28 protein-coding genes are annotated in these 21,430 nt (G+C 74.5%); 23 read left to right on the top strand and 5 right to left on the bottom strand.

Going from position 1 to position 21,430, the window contains the following annotated elements:
- Positions 1 to 50: 50 nt before the first annotated feature.
- From bioD to BGP03_RS07655, 7 genes are all read left to right on the top strand, one after another.
- Positions 51 to 743, top strand: a complete 693-nt coding sequence (gene bioD, locus BGP03_RS07685) for a dethiobiotin synthase (protein ID WP_296372821.1) — start codon at positions 51 to 53, stop codon at positions 741 to 743.
- Entirely contained in the window at positions 722 to 1,747 is a 1,026-nt protein-coding gene (bioB, locus tag BGP03_RS07680) for a biotin synthase BioB (RefSeq protein WP_299735968.1), read from the top strand. The genes bioD and bioB overlap by 22 nt, the downstream gene beginning before the upstream one ends.
- Positions 1,747 to 1,923, top strand: coding sequence for a hypothetical protein (locus tag BGP03_RS07675; RefSeq protein ID WP_296372817.1), 177 nt, complete (start codon positions 1,747 to 1,749; stop codon positions 1,921 to 1,923). Before bioB ends, BGP03_RS07675 begins: the two co-directional genes overlap by 1 nt.
- Positions 1,901 to 2,461, top strand: a complete 561-nt coding sequence (locus BGP03_RS07670; RefSeq protein WP_296372815.1) for a GNAT family N-acetyltransferase — start codon at positions 1,901 to 1,903, stop codon at positions 2,459 to 2,461. Before BGP03_RS07675 ends, BGP03_RS07670 begins: the two co-directional genes overlap by 23 nt.
- 3 nt (positions 2,462 to 2,464) lie before the next feature.
- Entirely contained in the window at positions 2,465 to 2,668 is a 204-nt protein-coding gene (locus tag BGP03_RS07665) for a type II toxin-antitoxin system prevent-host-death family antitoxin (RefSeq protein ID WP_363093375.1), read from the top strand.
- Between the two features lies 1 nt (position 2,669).
- Positions 2,670 to 2,996: a hypothetical protein gene (locus BGP03_RS07660; protein ID WP_296372813.1), complete on the top strand. Its 327-nt coding sequence runs from the start codon at positions 2,670 to 2,672 to the stop codon at positions 2,994 to 2,996.
- 175 nt (positions 2,997 to 3,171) lie between these two features.
- Entirely contained in the window at positions 3,172 to 3,669 is a 498-nt protein-coding gene (locus tag BGP03_RS07655; RefSeq protein WP_296372812.1) for a type II toxin-antitoxin system PemK/MazF family toxin, read from the top strand.
- Here BGP03_RS07655 and BGP03_RS07650 read toward each other — a convergent pair.
- On the bottom strand, positions 3,666 to 4,316 hold the full coding sequence (locus tag BGP03_RS07650) for an LON peptidase substrate-binding domain-containing protein (RefSeq protein ID WP_298800925.1): 651 nt from the start codon (positions 4,314 to 4,316) through the stop codon (positions 3,666 to 3,668). The two genes, BGP03_RS07655 and BGP03_RS07650, sit on opposite strands and share 4 nt — an antisense overlap.
- 46 nt (positions 4,317 to 4,362) lie before the next feature.
- Positions 4,363 to 5,064 carry an NUDIX domain-containing protein gene (locus BGP03_RS07645; protein ID WP_296372810.1) on the bottom strand — a complete coding sequence of 234 codons (702 nt, stop codon included), beginning with the start codon at positions 5,062 to 5,064 and terminating at the stop codon, positions 4,363 to 4,365.
- 168 nt (positions 5,065 to 5,232) lie between these two features.
- On the opposite strand from BGP03_RS07645, the gene nadA reads away from it, so the two are divergent.
- The 8 genes from nadA to BGP03_RS07605 all read left to right on the top strand — a co-directional run bounded on the left by nadA (position 5,233) and on the right by BGP03_RS07605 (position 13,237).
- The gene (nadA, locus tag BGP03_RS07640) at positions 5,233 to 6,225 is read left to right on the top strand and encodes a quinolinate synthase NadA (RefSeq protein WP_296372808.1); all 993 of its coding nucleotides are present in this window, start codon (positions 5,233 to 5,235) and stop codon (positions 6,223 to 6,225) included.
- An 85-nt stretch (positions 6,226 to 6,310) separates the two neighbouring features.
- A complete protein-coding gene (locus BGP03_RS07635) occupies positions 6,311 to 7,918 on the top strand; it encodes an L-aspartate oxidase (protein WP_296372807.1) in 1,608 nt (535 codons plus the stop codon).
- Positions 7,915 to 8,781, top strand: coding sequence for a carboxylating nicotinate-nucleotide diphosphorylase (gene nadC / locus BGP03_RS07630; RefSeq protein ID WP_296372805.1), 867 nt, complete (start codon positions 7,915 to 7,917; stop codon positions 8,779 to 8,781). The genes BGP03_RS07635 and nadC overlap by 4 nt, the downstream gene beginning before the upstream one ends.
- 81 nt (positions 8,782 to 8,862) lie before the next feature.
- On the top strand, positions 8,863 to 9,255 hold the full coding sequence (locus tag BGP03_RS07625) for a tautomerase family protein (protein WP_296372804.1): 393 nt from the start codon (positions 8,863 to 8,865) through the stop codon (positions 9,253 to 9,255).
- A gap of 29 nt (positions 9,256 to 9,284) precedes the next feature.
- Complete coding sequence (gene hisD / locus BGP03_RS07620; protein ID WP_298800916.1) at positions 9,285 to 10,601, top strand: histidinol dehydrogenase; 1,317 nt, start codon at positions 9,285 to 9,287, stop codon at positions 10,599 to 10,601.
- Between the two features lie 67 nt (positions 10,602 to 10,668).
- On the top strand, positions 10,669 to 11,796 hold the full coding sequence (locus BGP03_RS07615) for a histidinol-phosphate transaminase (RefSeq protein WP_296372798.1): 1,128 nt from the start codon (positions 10,669 to 10,671) through the stop codon (positions 11,794 to 11,796).
- Complete coding sequence (gene hisB, locus BGP03_RS07610; protein WP_298800917.1) at positions 11,793 to 12,392, top strand: imidazoleglycerol-phosphate dehydratase HisB; 600 nt, start codon at positions 11,793 to 11,795, stop codon at positions 12,390 to 12,392. The genes BGP03_RS07615 and hisB overlap by 4 nt, the downstream gene beginning before the upstream one ends.
- Positions 12,393 to 12,394: 2 nt before the next feature.
- A complete protein-coding gene (locus BGP03_RS07605; RefSeq protein ID WP_298800918.1) occupies positions 12,395 to 13,237 on the top strand; it encodes a PHP domain-containing protein in 843 nt (280 codons plus the stop codon).
- Between the two features lie 268 nt (positions 13,238 to 13,505).
- On the opposite strand, the gene BGP03_RS07600 is transcribed toward BGP03_RS07605, so the two are convergent.
- Entirely contained in the window at positions 13,506 to 14,828 is a 1,323-nt protein-coding gene (locus tag BGP03_RS07600; protein ID WP_296372792.1) for an MFS transporter, read from the bottom strand.
- A 55-nt stretch (positions 14,829 to 14,883) separates the two neighbouring features.
- On the opposite strand from BGP03_RS07600, the gene hisH reads away from it, so the two are divergent.
- A complete protein-coding gene (gene hisH / locus BGP03_RS07595) occupies positions 14,884 to 15,519 on the top strand; it encodes an imidazole glycerol phosphate synthase subunit HisH (protein WP_296372790.1) in 636 nt (211 codons plus the stop codon).
- Here hisH and BGP03_RS07590 read toward each other — a convergent pair.
- Complete coding sequence (locus tag BGP03_RS07590; RefSeq protein ID WP_298800919.1) at positions 15,516 to 16,217, bottom strand: SDR family oxidoreductase; 702 nt, start codon at positions 16,215 to 16,217, stop codon at positions 15,516 to 15,518. The genes hisH and BGP03_RS07590 overlap by 4 nt on opposite strands.
- Positions 16,218 to 16,278: 61 nt before the next feature.
- Here BGP03_RS07590 and priA point away from each other — a divergent pair, with 61 nt between their 5' ends.
- The 4 genes from priA to hisI are packed head-to-tail and all read left to right on the top strand — an operon-like array spanning position 16,279 to position 18,617.
- Positions 16,279 to 17,052 carry a bifunctional 1-(5-phosphoribosyl)-5-((5-phosphoribosylamino)methylideneamino)imidazole-4-carboxamide isomerase/phosphoribosylanthranilate isomerase PriA gene (priA, locus tag BGP03_RS07585; protein ID WP_296372785.1) on the top strand — a complete coding sequence of 258 codons (774 nt, stop codon included), beginning with the start codon at positions 16,279 to 16,281 and terminating at the stop codon, positions 17,050 to 17,052.
- Complete coding sequence (locus tag BGP03_RS07580) at positions 17,049 to 17,489, top strand: hypothetical protein (protein WP_296372783.1); 441 nt, start codon at positions 17,049 to 17,051, stop codon at positions 17,487 to 17,489. The genes priA and BGP03_RS07580 overlap by 4 nt, the downstream gene beginning before the upstream one ends.
- 1 nt (position 17,490) lies before the next feature.
- The gene (gene hisF / locus BGP03_RS07575; RefSeq protein ID WP_296372781.1) at positions 17,491 to 18,264 is read left to right on the top strand and encodes an imidazole glycerol phosphate synthase subunit HisF; all 774 of its coding nucleotides are present in this window, start codon (positions 17,491 to 17,493) and stop codon (positions 18,262 to 18,264) included.
- Positions 18,261 to 18,617: a phosphoribosyl-AMP cyclohydrolase gene (hisI, locus tag BGP03_RS07570; RefSeq protein ID WP_298800920.1), complete on the top strand. Its 357-nt coding sequence runs from the start codon at positions 18,261 to 18,263 to the stop codon at positions 18,615 to 18,617. The genes hisF and hisI overlap by 4 nt, the downstream gene beginning before the upstream one ends.
- 317 nt (positions 18,618 to 18,934) lie before the next feature.
- On the opposite strand, the gene BGP03_RS07565 is transcribed toward hisI, so the two are convergent.
- Complete coding sequence (locus BGP03_RS07565; protein ID WP_296372778.1) at positions 18,935 to 19,303, bottom strand: hypothetical protein; 369 nt, start codon at positions 19,301 to 19,303, stop codon at positions 18,935 to 18,937.
- 107 nt (positions 19,304 to 19,410) lie between these two features.
- Between BGP03_RS07565 and BGP03_RS07560 the strand changes: the two genes are divergently transcribed.
- Genes BGP03_RS07560 through BGP03_RS07550 form a run of 3 tightly spaced genes read left to right on the top strand, consistent with a single transcriptional unit; the run spans position 19,411 to position 21,271 of the window.
- Entirely contained in the window at positions 19,411 to 20,457 is a 1,047-nt protein-coding gene (locus BGP03_RS07560) for a histidine kinase dimerization/phosphoacceptor domain-containing protein (RefSeq protein WP_296372776.1), read from the top strand.
- Positions 20,427 to 20,606: a hypothetical protein gene (locus tag BGP03_RS07555; RefSeq protein WP_299735959.1), complete on the top strand. Its 180-nt coding sequence runs from the start codon at positions 20,427 to 20,429 to the stop codon at positions 20,604 to 20,606. The genes BGP03_RS07560 and BGP03_RS07555 overlap by 31 nt, the downstream gene beginning before the upstream one ends.
- Positions 20,603 to 21,271: a response regulator transcription factor gene (locus BGP03_RS07550; RefSeq protein WP_296372773.1), complete on the top strand. Its 669-nt coding sequence runs from the start codon at positions 20,603 to 20,605 to the stop codon at positions 21,269 to 21,271. The genes BGP03_RS07555 and BGP03_RS07550 overlap by 4 nt, the downstream gene beginning before the upstream one ends.
- Positions 21,272 to 21,430 lie beyond the last annotated feature (159 nt).

Here is a 21,430-nt window from a genome sequence, read left to right as displayed (position 1 = left end):
CGGGCGGATGGCCGTCACCATCCCGCCGTGATCAGCGGGGTGGGGCACCGGTGAGCGGGCGGGTGCTCGTCGTCACCGGCACCGGGACCGGCGTCGGGAAGACCGTCGTCACCGCCGCCGTCGCCGCACTCGCCACCGGGCGCGTGGCGGTGCTCAAGCCCGCGCAGACCGGCATCGCGCCCGGCGAGCCGGGCGATCTCGCCGACGTCGCGAGGCTCGTGCCGGGCGTCACCACGCGGGAGCTGGGGCGCTACCCCGAGCCGCTCGCCCCGGCCACGGCCGCCCGCCGCGCGGGGCTCGCCCCCGTCACGCCCGCGGACGCGGTGCAGGCGGCGAAGGAGCTGGCGGCCGACCACGATCTCGTGATCGTCGAGGGGGCGGGCGGGCTGCTCGTCCGCTTCGACGACGAGGGCACGCTCGCCGACGTCGCCGCCGCCCTGGACGCGCCCGTGCTGGTCGTCGCCGCGGCGGGGCTGGGCACGCTCAACCACACGGCGTTGACCACGGAAGCCCTGCACACACGGGGGTTGACCTGCGCCGGCGTGGTGGTGGGTGCGTGGCCCGCTGAGCCCGACCTCGCGGCGCGCTGCAACCTCGCCGACCTGCCCGTCGTCACCGGGGTGCCGCTGCTCGGGGCGCTCCCGGACGGGTCCGGCGCGCTGGGGCCCGCGGAGTTCGTCCGGGTTGCGCGTCACACCCTGGCGGCAGAGCTGGGGGGCGAATGGCACACTCCGAAACCGTGACCACAACGCAGTCGGACATCCTCGCCCTCGCCCGCACCCAGGTCCTCGACGAGGGCGTGGGTCTGTCCGAGTCGCAGGTCCTCGACGTGCTCCGGCTGCCCGACTCCGAGCTCGACGCGCTGCTCGAGCTCGCCCACGAGGTGCGCATGCGCTGGTGCGGGCCGGAGGTCGAGGTCGAGGGCATCATCTCGCTCAAGACCGGCGGCTGCCCCGAGGACTGCCACTTCTGCTCGCAGTCGGGGCTGTTCGAGAGCCCGGTGCGCTCGGCGTGGCTCGACGTCCCCTCGCTGGTGGAGGCGGCCAAGCAGACGGCCAAGACCGGGGCCACCGAGTTCTGCATCGTCGCCGCCGTCCGCGGCCCGGACGCGCGCCTGCTGGCGCAGGTCGCGGCGGGCATCGCGGCGATCAAGGACGAGGTCGACATCAACATCGCCTGCTCGCTGGGCATGCTCACCCAGGAGCAGGTCGACCAGCTCGCCGCGATGGGCGTGCACCGCTACAACCACAACCTCGAGACGGCGAAGTCGCACTTCACCAACGTCGTCACCACGCACACGTGGGAGGAGCGCTGGGAGACCCTGCGCCTGGTGCGCGAGGCCGGCATGGAGGTGTGCTGCGGCGGCATCGTCGGCATGGGGGAGTCGCTGGAGCAGCGCGCGGAGTTCGCCGCGCAGCTCGCGTCGCTCACGCCCGACGAGGTGCCGCTGAACTTCCTCAATCCGCGGCCCGGCACCCCGTTCGGCGACCTGGAGCCGATGGCGGGCCCCGACGCCCTGCGCACCGTCGCCGCGTTCCGGCTGGCGATGCCGCGCACCGTGCTGCGCTTCGCCGGCGGCCGGGAGATCACCCTCGGCGACCTCGGCGCGCGCCGCGGCATGCTGGGCGGCATCAACGCCGTCATCGTCGGCAACTACCTGACCACGCTGGGCCGCCCGGCCGAGTCCGACATCGACCTGCTCGGCGAGCTGCAGATGCCGATCAAGGCGCTGAACGACACGCTCTGATGGCCTACTGCGAGCAGTGCGGCAAGGAGGCGGGCGACCACCCGCGCTGCGCCGCGCGCCGGGAACTCGAACCGCCGCGCTACTGCGCCGACTGCGCCCGCCGCATGGTCGTCCAGGTGACGCCCACGGGGTGGACGGCGAAGTGCAGCCGCCATGGTGAGCGCACCAGCGCCTGACGTCTCCTGGTCCCTGACCTGGGAGGACGACCTCACGCCGGACGAGCACGCGGCGCTGGCGGTGCTGTTCTCCCGGTGCTTCCCGCGCTCGCGCACGCCGTTCACCGGGTTCCGCAGCTGGTCGAGCGGGCGGCCCGAGCTGCGGCTGGTCGGCCGCGACGGCGTGCGGGTCGTGGCGCACCTGGGGATCCTGCGCCGCTTCCTCCAGGTCGACGGGCGGGCGCAGCTCGTCGGCGACGTGGGGCTGGTGGCCGTGGATCCCGTCGCGCAGGGCCGGGGCGTCGGCGGCGAACTCCTGCGCCGGGCCGCCGGGGGGCTGCGCGAGCTGGAGATGCCGTTCGGGTTCCTGACCTGCGGCGAGCAGGTCGAGGGCTTCTACGCCGGCGCCGGCTGGGTGCGCGTGGAGAGCCCGACGCGGATGGTGCGGTCGGACGGCAGCGTGCAGCTCTACGGCGGGGTGTCGATGGTGCTGCCGGTGCTGGCGTCGCGGAGCGACTGGCCGGTGGGGCGGGTGGACCGGAACGGGTGGGAGGTGTAGCACATTTCGCTACAGCGGGAGCTGCGCAGTGACAACGCCGAGATCATGCGGCGGGTGGAGGCGGGCGAGAGCTTCGTCGTCACCCGCATCGGCGAGCCCGTCGCCGACGTCACACCGCATGCCGCAACAGGGAAGCGCCGGATGACCCTGGGAGAGCTCCAGGCAGCGGACGATCTGATCTTCGGCGACGACCGCATCGGGTACTGACGTGTCCGTGTACTACGTGCTGGACACGTCGGTGTACATCGATCCCGACCGGGTGGATCTCGGCTCCTTCGGCGAGCGGATCCCGGTGCTCACCGCCGTCGGTGGCGGCGAGTTGGCGTCCGGTCTCCAGCTCGGCGGTCCCGATCAGCAGGAGCAGCGCGAGCGGCTGTTCCGCGAAGCGCTGACCGACTACGAGGTCCTGGCCTACGGCGTCGAGGAGCCAGAGTCCTACGGCGTGCTGGCCACCTCGTCCGCGCCACCGGCCGCAACCGCCGCCTCGACCTGCAGATCGCGGCGACCGCAGGCGCGGCCCGGCTTCCGTTGCTGACGTGCAACCCGGACGCCTTCGCGGGAGCGGACCGACTCGTGGACGTCGTCGCTGTGGCGCGCTCTACGGCGTGACCAGCACCCTCAGCGCCTCGCGGTCGTCGCTCGCAAGTGTTCGAGCATGATCGACGGGGCCCGGAGTGCCTGTCCCGATCGGGTAGACCATGCTGGCCGCCATGGCGAACTGGGGGAACCTGCTGCAGCAGGCCGTGAAGATCGGGATGGACCTGCTCTCGGGCAGCAAGAAGCAGGACGCGACCGGGGCCCCGCCCCGCACGCAGGCCCGCAGCGCCCCGGCCGGCGAGCGGGCGCGCGCGATCACCTACGCCCCGAACCTCGACGGCTCCGCCGACCCCGGCGAGATCGTCTGGGCGTGGGTGCCGTTCGAGGAGAACGACGGGCGCGGCAAGGACCGGCCGCTGCTCGTCGTCGGGCGCGGGGACGGCGACCTGCTCGGGCTCATGCTGTCGAGCCAGCACAGCCGGGCCGACGACCGCGACTGGGTGTCCATCGGCTCGGGCGACTGGGACCGTGAGGGGCGCGAGTCGTTCATCCGGCTCGACCGCGTGCTGGAGATCGGCGAGCACGACATCCGCCGCGAGGGTGCGGTGCTCGACCGGCAGCGCTTCGACCGGGTGGCGGGGGAGCTGCGCAGCCGCTTCGGCTGGAGCTAGTTGTTGCTCGTCTCCACGGCGAACGTCGTGATCGGTGCGGGCACCGCCCGCAGCTGCGTGAGCAGGCCGGTCTCCCGGGCGAGCAGGGTGCGCACCAGGCGCAGCCGCTCGGTGGGGGAGGTCTGCTCGAGCAGGCGCTGGCGGTCGTCCATGGGGAGCAGGCAGTCGGCGGCGAGCACGTGCGGCAGGTTGCCCGCGTCCACGTCGTCCTCCGGCTCCGACCAGTCGCCGGTCTTCCAGGCCGTGGAGCAGTAGCGCCGGTGGGCCGCGCGGGCCGAGGCGCTGAGCATCGTGGTGAGGCCGGCGGCGTCGGGACCCCGTTCGGCGTCGGTCGGGGCGTCGGGCAGGAACTCCACCGAGCCCATCAGGTACGGCTTGGAGCCCGCGTCGAGGCTCAGTAGCCGGAAGCGCCGCGCCCCGCGGGTGACGATGTCGTAGCGGCCGTCGGGCAGGCGCCGGACGTCGCGCAGCTCGGCCGTGCAGCCGATCGTGTGCAGGCCGTCGATGCCGTCGTCGTCGGGGGCCCAGCCCTCGCGGACGGCCACCACACCGAACTCCCTGCCCGGCACGGTGCCGGTGACGAGATCGACGGTGAGCTGGCGGTACCGCGGTTCGAAGATGTGCAGCGGCAGCGAGGCTCCCGGCATCAGAACCGTTCCCAGGGGGAACAGCGGAAGGGTCTCGGCCACCGCCCTACGGTACGGCTCCGCGTGTGTGTTCGCCCGGCGGCCGTAACACCGCGAACGCGTCGGTCACCCGGATCGACCTGTCGGTGAATCCGAACAGAGCAGCGGGCCGACCCCCGGACGGCCCCGGCGGGGCGACCCCGCCCGTCGGGTGCAGCAGTGCGCGGCGGGTCAGGACGCGCTGCAGGTTGGTGGCCGACACGGTGTGGCCGAGCGCCGCGGCGTACAGCTCGCGCAGCGCCGAGATGGTGAACTCGCGCGGGGCCAGCGCGAAGCCGAGGTTGGTGTAGGAGAGCTTGGCGCGCAGCCGCTCGCGCGCCGCGTCGACGATGACGGCGTGGTCGAAGGCGGTGCCGGGGAGCGCGTCGACCGGGTGCCAGGCCGTGTCCTCGGGGAGCGCGGGGTCGGCGTCGGAGGGCACCAGGCCCAGGAACGCGGTGGCGATCGTGCGCGGACCGGGCACGCGGTCGGGCGCGGAGAACACCGAGATCTGCTCGACATGGGTGACCTCACGGACGTCGACCTTCTCGGCGAGCTGGCGCAGCACCGACGCCTCGACGTCCTCGTCGTCGCCCAGCCGCCCCCCGGGGAGGGCCCAGCGGCCGGCGTCCGGGGGCATCGCCCGGCGCCAGGCCAGCACCTGCAGCACCCCGTCGCGGACCTGGAGCACGGCCGCGAGAACCTCGTGCTCGGTCGGGCGTCGGGCCATGGGCGGATCGTAGGGGTGCGGTTCCGGTGGCCCGGGCGGCGCCCGCGAGGTGAACGGCGGGTTGCCGGGCGATGAGGTCCCCGTCACGCGGGGGGTGTGCCGACGGGTTCTCGACTGATAGTCTGCAACCTGTTTACGACTGATAGGCGAAAACGCCGGGAGGCCATGATGACGGTGTCGGAACTGCTGCCGGCAGGGGTTGACCCGGGTTGGGCGGACGAGGTCCGGGAGCTGGCGCGCCGCAAGGACGCCGTGCTGCTGGCGCACAACTACCAGCTCCCGGCCATCCAGGACGTCGCCGACTTCACCGGCGACTCCCTGGCGCTCTCGCGGATCGCCGCGGCGTCACCGGCGTCGACGATCGTGTTCTGCGGTGTGCACTTCATGGCCGAGACCGCGAAGATCCTCAGCCCCGGGAAGACGGTGCTGATCCCCGACGCGAACGCGGGCTGCTCGCTGGCCGACTCGATCACCGCCGACCAGCTGCGGTCGTGGAAGGCCGAGCACCCGGACGCGGTCGTGGTGTCGTACGTCAACACGACCGCGGCGGTGAAGGCCGAGACCGACATCTGCTGCACGTCGTCCAACGCGGTCGAGGTCGTCGCGTCGATCCCCGCCGACCGCGAGGTGCTGTTCCTGCCCGACCAGTTCCTCGGCGCCCACGTCCGGCGGATCACCGGGCGGGACAACATGCACGTCTGGGCGGGGGAGTGCCACGTGCACGCCGGGATCAACGGCGCCACGCTCACGAGGAAGGCGGAGGACAACCCCGACGCCGAGCTCTACGTCCACCCCGAGTGCGGCTGCGCCACGTCGGCGCTCTACCTGGCCGGGACGGGCGCGGTGCCCGCCGACCGCGTCAAGATCCTCTCGACGGGCGGCATGCTCGACGCGGCCCGCGCCTCGGAGTCGAAGAAGGTGCTGGTGGCCACCGAGGTCGGGATGCTGCACCAGCTCCGCAAGGCCGCACCGGAGATCGACTTCCAGGCGGTGAACGACCGGGCCAGCTGCAGCTACATGAAGATGATCACGCCGGAGAAGCTGCTGCGGGCGCTGCGGGAGGACCGCGACGAGGTCGTGGTGGACGAGGAGCTGGCGGCGAAGGCGCGCACCGCGGTGGAGCGCATGATCGCCATCGGCCGCCCCGGTGGTGGGGAGTGAACGGGCAGAGGGCGAGGTTCAGGAAAGCCACTTTCCCGACGCCTCGCGACAGCAAAGTGGCTTTCCTGAACCGGGTCGGTGCGCAGTGAGCACCGGCTGGGACGCAGCCGCCGACCTCGTGGTCGTGGGGTCCGGGGTCGCCGGTCTCACCGCCGCTCTGGATGCCTCCGCCGCGGGGCTGCGCGTCGTCGTCGTCACCAAGGACGCCGTCGACTCCGGGTCCACCCGGTGGGCGCAGGGGGGCGTCGCCGTCGTCGTGGGGGACATCCCCGGCGACACCGTGGCCGCCCACGTCGCCGACACGCTCACGGCCGGCGCCGGGCTGTGCGACCCCGACGCCGTCGCCTCCATCCTGCGCGACGGCCCGGCCGCCGTGGTCCGGCTCCGGGCGCGCGGGGCCGTGTTCGACCCCGGGCCGGGAGGGCGGCTGGCGCGCACCCGGGAGGGCGGGCACTCCGCGTTCCGGGTGGTGCACGCGGGCGGCGACGCGACGGGCGCCGAGGTGGAGCGGGCCCTGGTCGCGGCGGCGGGGGGCCTCGCCGTGCTCACCGGCCACGTCGCCGTCGACGCCGTGCGGGACGTGCGCGGCCACGTCACCGGCCTCGCCGTGCTGGACGACGCCGGCAACCCCGGCGTGCTGCGCGCCCCCGCGGTGCTGCTGGCCACCGGCGGGTACGGCCAGCTCTACTCCTCGACCACCAACCCCGAGACCTCCACGGGCGACGGCATCGCGCTCGCCCTGCGCGCCGGCGCGACCGCCGCGGACCTGGAGTTCGTGCAGTTCCACCCCACCGTGCTCTACGTCGAAGACCCGCTTGCGGGGTCGAGAATCAGCGCCGCTCCCGCCATCGGGCAACGGCCGCTGGTCACCGAGGCCGTCCGCGGGGAGGGCGCGGTGCTGCTCGACCGGGCCGGCACCCGGTTCATGGAGGGCGTGCACCCGCTCGCCGACCTCGCTCCGCGCGACGTCGTGGCCGCGGCCATCACCCGTCGCATGATCGAGACGGGCGCCGACTGCATGTACCTCGACGCCCGCACCCTCGGCGACTTCGCCCGTCGCTTCCCGACCGTGTTCGCCGCGTGCCGGGCGGCCGGGATCGACCCGGTCCGCGAGCCCATCCCCGTCACGCCGGCCGCGCACTACTCGTGCGGCGGTGTGGTCACCGACGTGCACGGCCGTACGCGGGTGCCCGGCCTCTACGCCGCGGGCGAGGTGGCCCGCACCGGCCTGCACGGCGCGAACCGGCTGGCGTCCAACAGCCTGCTGGAGGGGCTCGTCGTCGGGGCCCGCGCCGCCGCCGCGGTCGTCGCCGACCGGCCCGCGTTCCGGGACGGGGCCGCTCTCGCCCCGTCGCCCGCCGTGCCCCTCGCGCCGCGCGCGGTCGTGCAGCGGGCGATGACCGGCGCCGCGAGCATCGGCCGTGACGGGCCCGGGCTCGCCGGGGCGTCCGACGCGATCGAGGCCGCCACCACCGTCGGCGTGCCCGTCGACCGCGCCGGGATCGAGGACGCGGCGCTGACGCTGCTCGGCCGGGCCGTGCTCGCGGCCGCGGGGGAGCGCACCGAGAGCCGGGGCTGCCACCTGCGCACCGACTTCCCCGACCGCGACGACGTGTGGCAGCGCCGCAGCCTGGAGATCGCCCTCGACGCCACCGGTCGTCCGGTGGTGCAGACCAAGGAGTACGTGGCATGACCAGCACCATCACCGGCCCCGATCTCGACGACCTGCGCCGCGTCGTCGCCACGGCGCTGGAGGAGGACCTCCGCTACGGCCCCGACGCCACCACCGCGGCCACGGTGCCCGCCGACGCGGTGGCCGTCGCGTCCTTCGCGGCGCGGCAGCCGGGGGTGCTCGCGGGTCTGCCCGTCGCGCTGGCGGTGCTCGACACGGTGGTCGGCGACTACGAGGTGCTCTCCCGGCGCGCCGACGGTGACCGGCTCGCCGCGGGCGACGCCGCGCTGGTCGTCCGTGCGCCGGTCCGCAGCCTGCTGACGGCCGAGCGCACGGCGTTGAACCTGCTGTGCCACCTCTCGGGGGTGGCCACGGCGACGGCGGCCTGGGTCGATGCCGTGGCCGGCACGAACGCCCGGATCCGCGACACCCGCAAGACCCTGCCGGGCCTGCGGCTGCTGGAGAAGTACGCCGTGCGGTGCGGCGGGGGGTTCAACCACCGCCTCGGCCTCGGCGACGCGATCCTGATCAAGGACAACCACGTGGCCGCGGCCGGCTCGGTGGGTGCGGCCCTGCAGGCGGCCCGCGCCCACGCCCCCGATCTGCCGTGCGAGGTGGAGGTCGACTCCCTCGAGCAGTTCGACGAGGTGCTCGCCCTCGGCGCCGAGCTGGTGCTGCTCGACAACTTCGACGTGGAGCGCACCCGCGAGGCCGTGCGGCGGCGGGGGAGCAGGCCGACGGGGCTGGAGTCGTCCGGGGGACTGCAGCTCGCGAACGCCCGCGCGTACGCGGAGACGGGAGTGGACTACCTCTCGATAGGGGCCCTGACCCACTCGGTGGCGGCGCTCGACCTCGGCCTCGACCTGACGCCGAACGTGTCGTGAGCGCTGCCCGCACCGCGCCTGTGACACGTTCGGCGTCGGATCAGGCGGCGGGACCGGCGACGCCCGCCTACCGTCGACCCCATGCCCCTGATCAGGATCGATCTCGTCGAAGGTCGTCGCAGCGCTGAGCAGGTCACGCACCTGCTCGACACCCTGCACGCGGAGATGGTGGCGGCGTTCGGCGTGCCGGAGCGCGACCGCTACCAGATCGTCCACGAGCACCCGCGCCACCGGCTCGTCGTCCAGGACACCGGGCTGGGCATCGAGCGCACCGACGACGTGGTGGTCGTCTCGGTCACCTCCCGCCCGCGCGACCGCGAGCAGAAGGAGGCCTTCTACGCCGGTCTGGCGAAGGCGCTGGAGCGCGAGTGCGAGCTGCGGCCCGAGGACCTCGTGGTCTCGATCACCGTGAACAGCGACGAGGACTGGTCGTTCGGTCACGGCCGTGCGCAGTTCCTCACCGGCGAGCTCTGAGGCCTGGCCCACCCCCGTACCCTGGGGCCATGCTCCGCCGACTCGACCTCCGCGCCGAACCCCTGCCCCGCACCGCCACGCTCCGGGGGCTGCTGCCCCGCGCCGAGATGGACGTCGACGCGGTGGTGCACCAGGTCCGGCCGATCGTCGAGGCCGTGCGCGACCGGGGCGTCGAGGCCGCGCTGGAGTACGCCGAGCAGTTCGACAAGGTGCGGCCCAGCATCGTCCGGGTGCCCGAGCAGACGCTGAAGGGCGCGCTCTCGGCGCTGGACCCGGCCGTCCGCGAGGCCCTGGAGCTCTCGATCGAGCGGGCCCGGAAGGTGCACGCCGACCAGCGCCGCACCGACGTCGTCACGCAGGTGGTCGACGGCGGAACCGTCACCGAGCGGTTCGTGCCGGTGCGTCGCGTCGGGCTGTACGCGCCCGGTGGCCTGGCGGTCTACCCGTCCAGCGTGATCATGAACGTGGTGCCGGCGCAGGCCGCGGGCGTCGAGTCGCTGGTGGTGGCGTCGCCGCCGCAGGCCGAGCACGGCGGGCTGCCGCACCCCACGATCCTGGCCGCCGCCGCGCTGCTGGGCGTCGACGAGGTGTGGGCCGTGGGCGGGGCGCAGGCCGTGGCGCTGCTGGCCTACGGCGGCACCGACACCGACGGCGGCGACCTCGAGCCCGTCGACATCGTCACCGGGCCCGGCAACATCTATCTCACCGCGGCCAAGCGCCTGCTGCGCGGGCTGATCGGGATCGACTCCGAGGCCGGCACCACCGAGATCGCCGTGCTCGCCGACGACACGGCCGATCCCGTGCACGTCGCCGCCGATCTCATCTCGCAGGCCGAGCACGACCCCAACGCGGCGTCGGTGCTGGTCACCACGTCGGAGGAGCTGGCCGCGGCCGTCGACGCCGAGCTGGACCAGCAGGTGCCGCTCACCAAGCACAGCGAACGGATCGCCACCGCGCTGTCCGGGGCGCAGTCGGGCACCGTGCTGGTCGCCGACCTCGACGACGGCGTCGCCGTGGTGGACGCCTACGCCGCCGAGCACCTGGAGATCCAGACGACCGACGCCCGAGAGGTGGCCCGGCGCGTCCGCAACGCCGGAGCGATCTTCGTCGGCCCGTGGGCGCCGGTGTCGCTGGGCGACTACTGCGCGGGCTCCAACCACGTCCTGCCCACGGGCGGCTGCGCGCGGCACTCGTCGGGGTTGTCGGTGCAGACGTTCCTGCGCGGCGTCCACGTGATCGAGTACACGGAGCAGGCCCTGCGCGACACCGCCGACGCCGTCGTGACGCTGGCCGTCGCGGAGGACCTGCCGGCCCACGGGCAGGCCGTCACCGCGCGGTTCGCGTGATGCGGCTCCGCCGCCCGTGCGCGGAAATCAGTGCCCTGACCCCGATATCCGCTCACGAGGGGGTTGCGTGACCGGCACGCTGGAGACCGTGGGAGGAGAGGTCACCCTCGACCAGCTCCCGCTGCGCGACGACCTGCGCGGCAAGTCGCCCTACGGCGCCCCGCAGCTCGACGTGGCGGTGCGGCTCAACACCAACGAGAACCCCTACCCACCGCCGCCCGAGCTCGTCGAGGACGTCACCGCAGCCGTGCGCGAGGTGGCCGCCGAGCTGCACCGCTACCCCGACCGCGACGCCGTGGCACTGCGCACCGACCTGGCCGCGTACCTCACGAGCGTCACCGGCGTCGTGCTCTCGGAGCGCAACGTCTGGGCCGCCAACGGCTCCAACGAGGTGCTCCAGCAGATCCTGCAGGCCTTCGGCGGGCCCGGGCGGACGGCCCTCGGGTTCGAGCCGTCGTACTCGATGCACCCGATCATCGCGGGCGGCACGCGCACGGAGTGGCTGCCCGCGCCCCGCCGCGACGACTTCTCGCTCGACGTCGACGCGGCCGCCGCCCTGCTGCGCGAGCGCGCCCCGGACGTCACGTTCGTGACCAGCCCGAACAACCCCACCGGGCAGTCGCTGCCCGCGGCCGACGTCGCCGTGCTCGTCGAGGCCGCGCCGGGCATCGTCGTGGTGGACGAGGCCTACGCCGAGTTCTCCGGAGAGCCCAGCGCGATCTCGCTGCTGGCCACGCACGGTCACAAGCTGATCGTGTCGCGCACCATGAGCAAGGCGTTCGCGTTCGCCGGTGGCCGGCTGGGTTACCTGGCCGCCGCGCCCGCCGTCGTCGACGCGCTGCAGCTGGTCCGGCTGCCCTACCACCTGTCGGTGCTCACCCAGGCCGCCGCCCGCGCCGCGCTGCGCCACGCCGACGCCACCCTCGGATCCGTCGCCAGGTTGCGTTCCGAACGCGACCGGGTCGTGGCAACATTGGTTGCCGCGGGTTACGACGTGGTGCCCAGCGATGCCAACTTCGTGCTGTTCGGGCAGTTCCCCGACGCTCCCCGCGCCTGGCGGTCGTTCCTGGACCGCGGCGTGCTCATCCGGGACGTCGGGATCCCCCGGCGCCTGCGGGTCACCGTCGGCACGCCGGAGGAGAACGACGCGTTCCTGCAGGTCGCAGCGGACGTCGTGGAGCAGGAGGTTTCGTGAGACGGGTCGGCCGCGTCGAGCGTGTCACCAAGGAGTCCAAGGTCGTCGTCGAGATCGACCTCGACGGCACCGGCACCACCGACATCTCCACCGGCGTGCCGTTCTACGACCACATGCTCGACGCCCTGGGCAAGCACGGCGCGTTCGACCTCACGGTCCGCGCCGAGGGCGACGTCCACATCGACGTGCACCACGTGGTCGAGGACGTGGCGATCGTGCTCGGGCAGGCGCTGCTGCAGGCCCTCGGTGACAAGAAGGGCATCCGCCGCTTCGGCGACGCCATGATCCCGATGGACGAGACGCTGGCCCAGGCCGTCGTCGACGTCTCCGGTCGGCCCTACACGGTGCACACCGGCGAGCCCGAGATGATGCGGGGGTTCGTCGTCGGGGGCCACTACCCGACGGTGCTCAACCGGCACGTGTTCGAGTCGCTGGCCTTCCACGGCCACCTCGCGCTGCACGTCCGCGTACTGGACGGCCGCGACCCCCACCACATCACCGAGGCCGAGTTCAAGGCGGTCGCCCGGGCCCTGCGCGCGGCGGTGGAGCCGGACGCGCGGCTCACCGGCATCCCGTCCACCAAGGGCACGCTGTAGCGGTGCTCCCGGCCGACTCCCACGTCCACAGCGAGTGGTCGTGGGACGCCGTCGCGGGCGACATGGCCGCCACCTGCGCGCGGGCGGTGGCCATCGGGCTGCCCGCCGTCGCGTTCACCGAGCACGTCGACCTCACGCCGTCCTCGGTCACCGCCGACGAGGTCGGTGCGATCCCGCCGCACGCCCGGGGCTGGCTGCGGCCGTCGGGGGAGTTCGTGCCACCGGAGCTGGACGTCGCGGGCTACCTGAGCTGCGTGGAGCGCTGCCGGGAACGGTTCCCGGGGCTGCGGATCCGGGCCGGGATCGAGATGAGCGAGCCGCACCGGCACCTCGCACGCCTGGCCGGGCTGCTCGACGGCGACCGGTTCGACCGCGTGCTGGGCTCCGTGCACGCGGTGCGCACCGACCTCGGGAACCGGCCGCTCGACCTGGCCTTCCACGACCGGCCCGTCGAGGCGGTCATGGGCGAGTACCTGGCCGAGATCCGGGCCCTCACCGCCTCCGAGGCCCCGTTCCAGGTACTGGCCCACATCGACTACCCGGCGCGCTACTGGCCGGGCGTCTTCCGGGCCACCGACTTCGAGGACGACCTGCGTGCCACCCTGGTGGCGCTGGCCGCGAGCGGACGGGCACTGGAGATCAACACCCGGGTGCCGCTGGCCGCCGAGATCATCCGGTGGTGGGTGGAGTCGGGCGGTGAGGCCGTCTCGTTCGGCAGCGATGCCCACCACCCCGACGCGGCCGGCCACGGCTTCCGCGAGGCGGCGGTGCTGGCCGAGGCGGCCGGCTTCCGCGGCGGCGAGACACAGGGCGACCTCTGGCACCGGCGTCCGACGAGCTGCTGACGGCCCCGAATCCGCGAGTCGCGCCGTGTGCGCGCGCGAGTCGGGCTCTGGATGTGCGCGAGTCGGGCCGTGCGTGCGTGCGAGTCGGGGCCTGCGTGCGTGACCCACCCGCCCGCACCCCGCGACTCGCGCGCCCGCACCCCGCGACTCGCGCGCATGGAGACCGCGACTCGCGCGCATGGAGACCGCGACTCGCGCACACGCCGGCCCCGACTCGCGCGCGTGGAGACCCCGACTCGCGGGGACGGTTGCCTCGGCGGCCGCGCTCTCAGGTGCGACGCGTGGCCCGGCCCGCCACCACCACCGCGACGGCGGCCGGGACCGCGGCCACGGCGAACCCCGCCAGGTAGGCCACCGGGCCGGCGTCCACGAGCGCGGCGAACAGCACCCCCGACAGCGCCAGCACCACGGCCCCGAACAGGGCGTCGGAGATCTGCAGCGCGGACGTGTTCGTCCCCTGCTCCGACGGCGCCGAGAGCTCCAGCGTGAGCACCGACAGGGTCGGGTAGGTCATGCCCATGCCCAGCCCGACGAGCGCCCACCCCGCCACCCCGACGGCCAGCGGCACCGCCGGGACCAGCAGCGACGTCGCGCCCAGGATGCCGAGCGCGATCGACGTCGTGCCGGCCCGCAGCAGCGTCGGACGCGCGGGAGCGGCGTCGCGGCCCTGCACCCACGAGCCCGTGGCCCAGGTCAGCGCGGCCACGGTGAGGATCAGGCCGGCCAGGGCGGGCGGCAGCCCCCGTTCGCGGGAGAGCAGCAGCGGCAGGAACGCCTCACCCGCCACGAACGCCGCCGACGCCAGCCCGCGCAGCGCCACCACCGCGGGCAGGCCGGCGCGGGCCCGCACCGTGCCGACGGGCAGCAACCGCACGACCGAGACCCCGACGACGGCCGCGGCGATCACCGCGACCACCACCCCGGCCCCGGCCGGCAGGTGCCCGGCCTCCTGCAGCCCTACCGCGCCGACCGCCGCCCCGACCGCCCACGGCACCCGCTTCCCCGACCAGGGCGCCGCCTCGGCCCGCAACCCCCGCAGGGCGGGTTCCACCAGCAGCGTGGCCGGCACCGCGAGCCCCGCGGCCAGCAGGAACACCCACCGCCAGCCCACGGTCGTCACCAGCAACCCCGCCACCGGCGGCCCCACCACCGCCGGCAGCACCCAGGCGGCGGCGAACGCGGCGAACAGGCGGGGCCGCCGCTCCGGCGGCACGAGCCGCCCGACCACCACGTAGAGCGCCACGGAGAACAGCCCGGACCCGAGCCCCTGCAGCGCGCGCCCCGCCGTGAACACCGTCATCGACGGCGCGAGCCCCGCCACGAGCAGCGCCGTCACGAACAGCCCGACGCCCACCCGCATCGGCCACGCCGGCCCCCGCGCGTCGCTCCACGCGCCCGCGACGACCATCCCCAGCACGCTCGTCGCCAGCGGGAGGCCGAACGCGAGCGCGTAGCCGGAGAGGCCGTCCAGCGCCACGGCCACGGTCGGCATCGCGGTGGCCACGGCCACGGCCTCGAACGCCGCCAGCGACACGAGCGCCACCGAGCCCGCCGTGAGGGCACGCATCCTGCCGTCGAGCACCGTCGTCATGTCCGCACCGTGCACCGTGAACCCGGGTTGAGGTCAAGGCCGTTACTCTTGCCAGGTGTCGTCGATCGTCGTGCTGGACTACGGGTCGGGCAACCTGCGTTCCGCGGAACGCGCGCTGCGCCGGGTGGGCGCCGACGTCACCGTCACCGCAGACAGGGACGCGGCGCTCAACGCCGACGGCCTGGTCGTCCCGGGCGTCGGCGCCTACGCCGCCTGCATGGCCGGCCTGAGCGGCGTCGACGGGCCGCGCATCATCGAGCGCCGCCTCGCCGGTGGCCGTCCGGTGCTGGGCATCTGCGTGGGCATGCAGGTGCTGTTCGACCTCGGCATCGAGTGGGGCGAGCGCACCGAGGGCTGCGGCCAGTGGCCCGGCACCGTCGAGCGGATCAAGGCCGACGTCCTGCCGCACATGGGCTGGAACACCGTGCGCGCCCCCGCCGGCACCACGTTGTTCAACGGTCTCGACGCCGACACGCGGTTCTACTTCGTGCACAGCTTCGGGGTGCGGCGGTGGGAGATGGAGCCCTCGGAGATCCTCCGGCCGCCGCTGGTCACGTGGGCCCACCACGGTGAGGACTTCGTCGCGGCCGTGGAGAACGGGGCGCTGTCGGCCACCCAGTTCCACCCGGAGAAGTCCGGCGACGCCGGCGCCACGGTGCTGCGGAACTGGCTCCGTGACGTCGTGGGCTAGCGGCCCGTCCACTCCCGCTTCTGCAGGTCGAAGGCCAGCTCGCGGCGCCCGTCGCGGATGCCGTCGACCACCAGGCCGACCAGCTCGTCCCGGGTCGCGCCCTCCTTCATCGGCGGGGCCTCACCCTCCAGCGCGCGGCCGGCCAGGCCCGTCTCGATGTGGGGCGGCCGGATGTCGAACACCGTGACGCCCCTGCGTCGCTGCTCACCGCGCAGCGCCGTCAGCCAGGCCGACAGCCCGGCCTTGCTGGCGGAGTAGGCGGCCATCCCGGGCGTGGGCACGTCGGCGAGGATCGCGCTGATCACGGCCAGGGTCCCCGAGCCGTCCATCCTCTGCACGGCACGGCGACCCATCGCCATCGGCGCCATCGTGTTGACGGTGAGCAGGTGCTCGATGATCACGTCGCCGGCCTCCTCGCCGGGTCCGAACGCGGCCACCCCGAAGGCGACGACGAGCAGGTCCAGCCCGCCGAGGTGGTCGGCCGCCTCGTCGACGACGGCGGCGCAGCGTTCGAGGTCGAGGGCCTCGAACCCGGCGGTGGGGACGTCGCCGAGCTCGCGGGCGAGCGCGCTCAGCCGGTCGCCGTCGCGGCCGGCCAGCACCAGTCGGGCGCCATCCTTCTGCAGGGACCGGGCGATGCCGCCACCCAGCACCCCGGTCGCACCGGCCACGAGCGTGCGGGTCCCGTTCAGTTCCATGCGGTCACGCTAGGGCGGGCGGGCGTATCCCGCGCGACACGCTCACCTAAGGTGACCCACCGTGAGCTTCACGTTGCTTCCCGCCGTCGACGTCGCGGACGGCCAGGCCGTGCGCCTGGTCCAGGGCGAGGCGGGCACCGAGACCGGTTACGGCGAGCCCCGCGACGCCGCGCTCCAGTGGCAGAACGACGGCGCCGAGTGGATCCACCTCGTCGACCTCGACGCCGCCTTCGGCCGCGGCTCCAATGCCGAACTGCTGGCCGGTGTCGTGGGGGAGCTCGACGTCAAGGTGGAGCTGTCGGGCGGCATCCGCGACGACGCGTCGCTGGAGCGGGCGCTGTCCACGGGCTGTGCGCGGGTCAACCTCGGTACGGCGGCGCTGGAGAACCCCGACTGGTGCGCGTCGGCGATCGCCAGGTACGGCGAGCGGGTGGCCGTCGGGCTGGACGTGCGCATCACCGAGCAGGGCCACCGCCTCGCCGCCCGCGGCTGGACCACCGACGGCGGCGACCTCTGGGAGACCCTCGCGCGTCTGGACCGCGACGGCTGTGCCCGCTACGTCGTCACCGACGTCGGCAAGGACGGCATGCTCAGCGGCCCCAACGTCGCCCTGCTGCGCGACGTCGCCGCGGCCACGACGGCGCCGGTGATCGCGTCCGGGGGTATCGCGGAGGTCGCCGACCTCGTCGCGCTGGCCGAGGCCGCCGCCGCGGGCGCCAACATCGAGGGCTCCATCGTCGGCAAGGCGCTCTACGCCGGTCGCTTCACGCTCCCCGAGGCGCTCGCGGCGATGCGCGACGTCGACGCCCGGGCCGGAGCCCGGAACGCCGGATGAGGCGGCTGCTCCCCGTTCTCCTGCTGCTGACGGCAACGGGGTGCGCGGCCCCCGCACCTGCTCCGACGCCGGCGCCCGCGGTGTCGGTCCCGGCCACCGCCGGCCCGGTCACACCCGACGCCGCCACGCTGTTCACCTGCCTGAAGGCCGCCGCGCCCGGCGCCACCGTCGCCCCCCTGCCCGACGCCCCGCCCGGCGGCGTCGCCGCGGTGTCGATCGACGTACCCCGCAGGGACCTGCCCAAGGGCGTCAACCGCATCACCGTCGCCACGTTCAGCACCGACACGGCCGCCGCGTCGTTCTCCGACGGCAGTGCCACGTTCGTCAGCGGCACCGGCGGCACGTCGGACGCGGTGGGCACGGCCGTCGTCACCAGCACCTTCCCGGGTGACGACGCGGTCGTGGAGGCCGCGAAGTCCTGCGCCGTAGGCTCGTAGCGTGTCCGTCGCCGTCCGTGTCATCCCCTGCCTCGACGTCGACGCCGGGCGCGTCGTCAAGGGCGTCAACTTCGCCGACCTGCGCGACGCGGGCGACCCCGTCGAGATGGCCCGCGTCTACGACTCCGAGGGCGCCGACGAGCTGACGTTCCTCGACGTCACCGCGTCGTCGGGGGAGCGGGCCACCATGCTCGACGTGGTGCGCCGCACGGCCGAGCAGGTGTTCATCCCGCTCACGGTGGGCGGCGGCATCCGGGTCACCGACGACATCGACGTGCTCCTGCGCGCCGGGGCCGACAAGGTCAGCATCAACACCGCCGCGATCCTGCGGCCCGAGCTGCTGCACGAGGCCAGCCGCCGCTTCGGTGCGCAGTGCATCGTGCTGTCGGTGGACGCGCGCACCGTGCCCGAGGGGGAACAGCCCACCCCGTCCGGGTGGGAGGTCACCACCCACGGCGGCCGCCGCGGCACGGGCATCGACGCCGTCGAGTGGGCCGCGCGCGGCCAGGAGCTGGGCGTCGGGGAGATCCTGCTCAACTCCATGGACGCCGACGGCACCCGCGCGGGTTTCGACCTCCGCATGATCGAGGCCGTCCGCCGCGCCGTCGACGTGCCGGTGATCGCCAGTGGCGGTGCCGGCGAGGTGGAGCACTTCGCCCCCGCCGTCCGGGCCGGGGCCGACGCGGTGCTCGCCGCCACGGTGTTCCACTTCGGACACTTCCGGATCAAGGACGTGAAGGACAGCCTGCGCGTCGAGGGGATCGAGGTGCGATGAGGGTCGAGACCTCCCAGCTGGACCCGGCGATCGCCGCGAGGCTCAAGCGCAACGCCGACGGCCTCGTGTGCGCGGTGGCCCAGCAGTGCGGCACCGGCGAGGTGCTGATGGTGGCCTGGATGGACGACGAGGCCCTGCACCGCACGCTCACCACCGGCCGGGCCACGTACTGGTCGCGCTCGCGCGAGGAGTACTGGGTGAAGGGCGAGAGCTCGGGCCACGCCCAGCAGGTGCACGAGGTGCGCCTGGACTGCGACGGCGACACGGTGCTGGTGACCGTCGACCAGACGGGTCCGGCCTGCCACACCGGCACCCGCACCTGCTTCGACGCGGACGCGCTGCTCACCCCGTAGCCCCGCGAGTCGGGGCCTGGTTGCGGCCGAGTCGGGCTCTACGTGCGCGCGAGTCGGGGTCTGGATGCGCGCGAGTCGGGCCCTGCGCGCGTCCGGGTCGGGCGGGTTGCGTCGGGCGCCGGCCCGGTCCGCAGCGAGGCCGCGACTCGCGCGCACGGAGGCCGCGACTCGCGCGCTCTCAGACCCCGACTCGCGGCGGGGGGAACGGGCCGGGAGCAGCGTCATCAGGCCCGCCACCGCCAGGGCGAAGCCGCCCAGCAAGCCCGTCAGGTGGGCCATGCCGGCCACCGCGTCGGGGGCGGCGAGGCCGGACGCCGTCAGCAGGACCGTGAGCGTCCACAGGCCCCAGGCGAACATCGCGGCACTGCCGGTCCAGGCGGCGACGACCGCGAGTCGGCGGTGTCCCGTGCCGCGGACCAGCGCGACGACCCGGCGGCTCCCGCGACGGCGAGGGCGGTGCTGACCGCCTCCTGCAGCCCGCCGGCCACCGAAACCGCCTCCGCGACGAGGACGACGTGCAGCAGGTCGAGCGCGACGGTGACGGCGTTGAACGCGGCCAGCGTCGGGCTGTGGACCAGAGCCGGATCGGTGGTGGCGACGTCGCCACCGGTGAGCCAGATGGCCTTGAGCGTCAGGTAGGGCAGCGTGCCGAGAGCGGCGGCCCAGGGGAGGAGGTGTCGTGTCATGGGGAGAGCTTCACGGCGCGGGAGGCACGCCACCTCCCGCTCGCGGGCCAACCCGGCTCCCTCCTGCGGGGGAGGCCCGGCCACCGCGGCCCTGTCAGGATCGGCCCGTGCAGACGAACCTCCGGTCCGGCGTCACCTACCGGCGCGCGCTGCACCTGCTGCTGGGCGCCGTGGTGCTGCTGCCCTACGTCGCACTCGGCTGGATCTTCGCCGTGTCGGTGCCCCACCTGGGCGTCGCCGAGATCGTGGCGCTGGCCGTGCCCGCCGTCGCCGTCGGGATCGGGGTGGCGTTCGTCCCCGGCGTGCGGACGCTGGAGATCGCCGCGGCCCGCGCGCTGCTGGACGTCGCGCTGCCCGACCCGGGACCCGACACGTGGCCGGCCCGGCGGCGGGCGGCCGCGTGGCTGGTGCCGGTCGCGGTACTCGGCGGGGTGGCGGCGCTGCTCGCGCTGCTGGCCGTGCCGTGGGCGGTCGGTCTGGTGCTGGCCCGGTGGGTGGCGTTCCCGCCGTTCCCCACCGGTGCGGCCGCGGCGTGGACCCCGTTCGCGGGCCTGCTGCTGTTCGTCGTCCTCGTGGAGGTGCTGGCCGGGATGGGCGCTGGCCTCGCGCGACTGGCGCCGGCGCTCCTCGGGCCGTCGCCCGCGGACCGGTTGGCGGCCGAGCTCGAGCGGTCGCGGCGCGCCGAGCGGGCCGCTGCGGAGCGCAACCGGCTCGCCCGCGAGCTGCACGACTCGATCGGCCACGCCCTCACCGTCACCACGCTGCAGGCCGGGGGCCGCGGCGCGCGTGCTCGACTCCGATCCCGCGTTCGTCGCCGCGGCCCTGGACGCCATCGCGGACGCCGGCCGCAGCGCCCTCGACGAGCTCGACCACGTGCTGGGTGTGCTGCGCGACGGGGACACCGGGGAGCGAGCGCCCCAGCCCGACCTCCGCGACCTCGACGCTCTGCTCGACGGTGCCCGCACGGCCGGCGTCGTCGTGACCGCCGACGTCGGGGGAGCGCCGTCCGCCGTGCCTCCCGCGGTCTCCCGCGGTCTCCCGCGAGGCCTACCGGATCGTGCAGGAGGGTCTCACCAACGCGTTGCGTCACGCGGGGCCCGTGCCGGTGGCCGTCCGGGTGGACGTGGGCGAGCGGGTCGTGGAGCTGGAGCTGAGCAATCCCGTCGGGGCGTCCACACCGCGCGGCGGGGGCCGGGGGCTCGCCGGCATGCGCGAACGGGTCGCGGTGTTGCGCGGCGAGCTGGACGCCGGGGCCGACTGCGGCGTGTGGCGGGTGCGCGCGAGCCTCCCGCTGGCACCATGACGTCCATGATTGGGCTGCTTCTCGTCGACGACGAGGAGCTCGTGCGCGCAGGCCTGCGGGTCATCCTCGACGCCGAGCCCGACCTCGAGGTCCGCGGTGAGGCGTCCGACGGCTCCGAGGTGCCCGGGCTCGTCCGCCGGCTGGAGCCCGACGTCGTGCTGATGGACGTCCGGATGCGCGACGTCGACGGCATAGCCGCCACCCACCACCTCGTCACCACGATGGTCCGCCCGCCCCGTGTCCTCGTGCTGACGACGTTCGGCAACGACGGGTACGTCTACGACGCCCTGCAGGCCGGGGCCACCGGTTTCCTGCTCAAGCGGGCGCGCCCGGCCGAGATCGTGCAGGCCGTGCGCACGGTGGCCGCGGGGGAGTCGCTGCTGTTCCCGGCGGCCGTCCGCGACCTGGTGGCCACCCGCGGCCGCTGCGGCGGCGACGCGCTGCGCGGCGCGGGCCTGACCGACCGGGAGGGCGAGGTGCTGCGCTGGGTGGCGCGCGGTCTGTCCAACGCGGAGATCGCCCGCGAGCTGGTCCTCGGGGTCGAGACGGTGAAGACGCACGTGGGCAACGTGCTGGCCAAGCTCGGCGCCCGCGACCGCACGCAGGCGGTGGTGGCGGCGTACGAGTCGGGTTTCATCGACCCCCACCGCCCCCCGACCCCCTGACCCGAGTGCGCGAGTCGGCGTTTTCGGGAGCGCGAGTCGCCCGCTTCCGGGACGCCGACTCGCGCACGGGGAACCGCCGACTCGCGGGCGGGGAACCGCCGACTCGCGGGCGGGGAACCGCCGACTCGCGGGCGGGGAACCGCCGACTCGCGGGCGGGG

This window comes from Pseudonocardia sp. 73-21 (assembly GCF_001899645.1).
GTDB lineage: Bacteria > Actinomycetota > Actinomycetes > Mycobacteriales > Pseudonocardiaceae > Pseudonocardia.
Note: the sequence above shows the minus strand (reverse complement) of the source record. Positions and strands in the feature narration are given on the sequence as shown.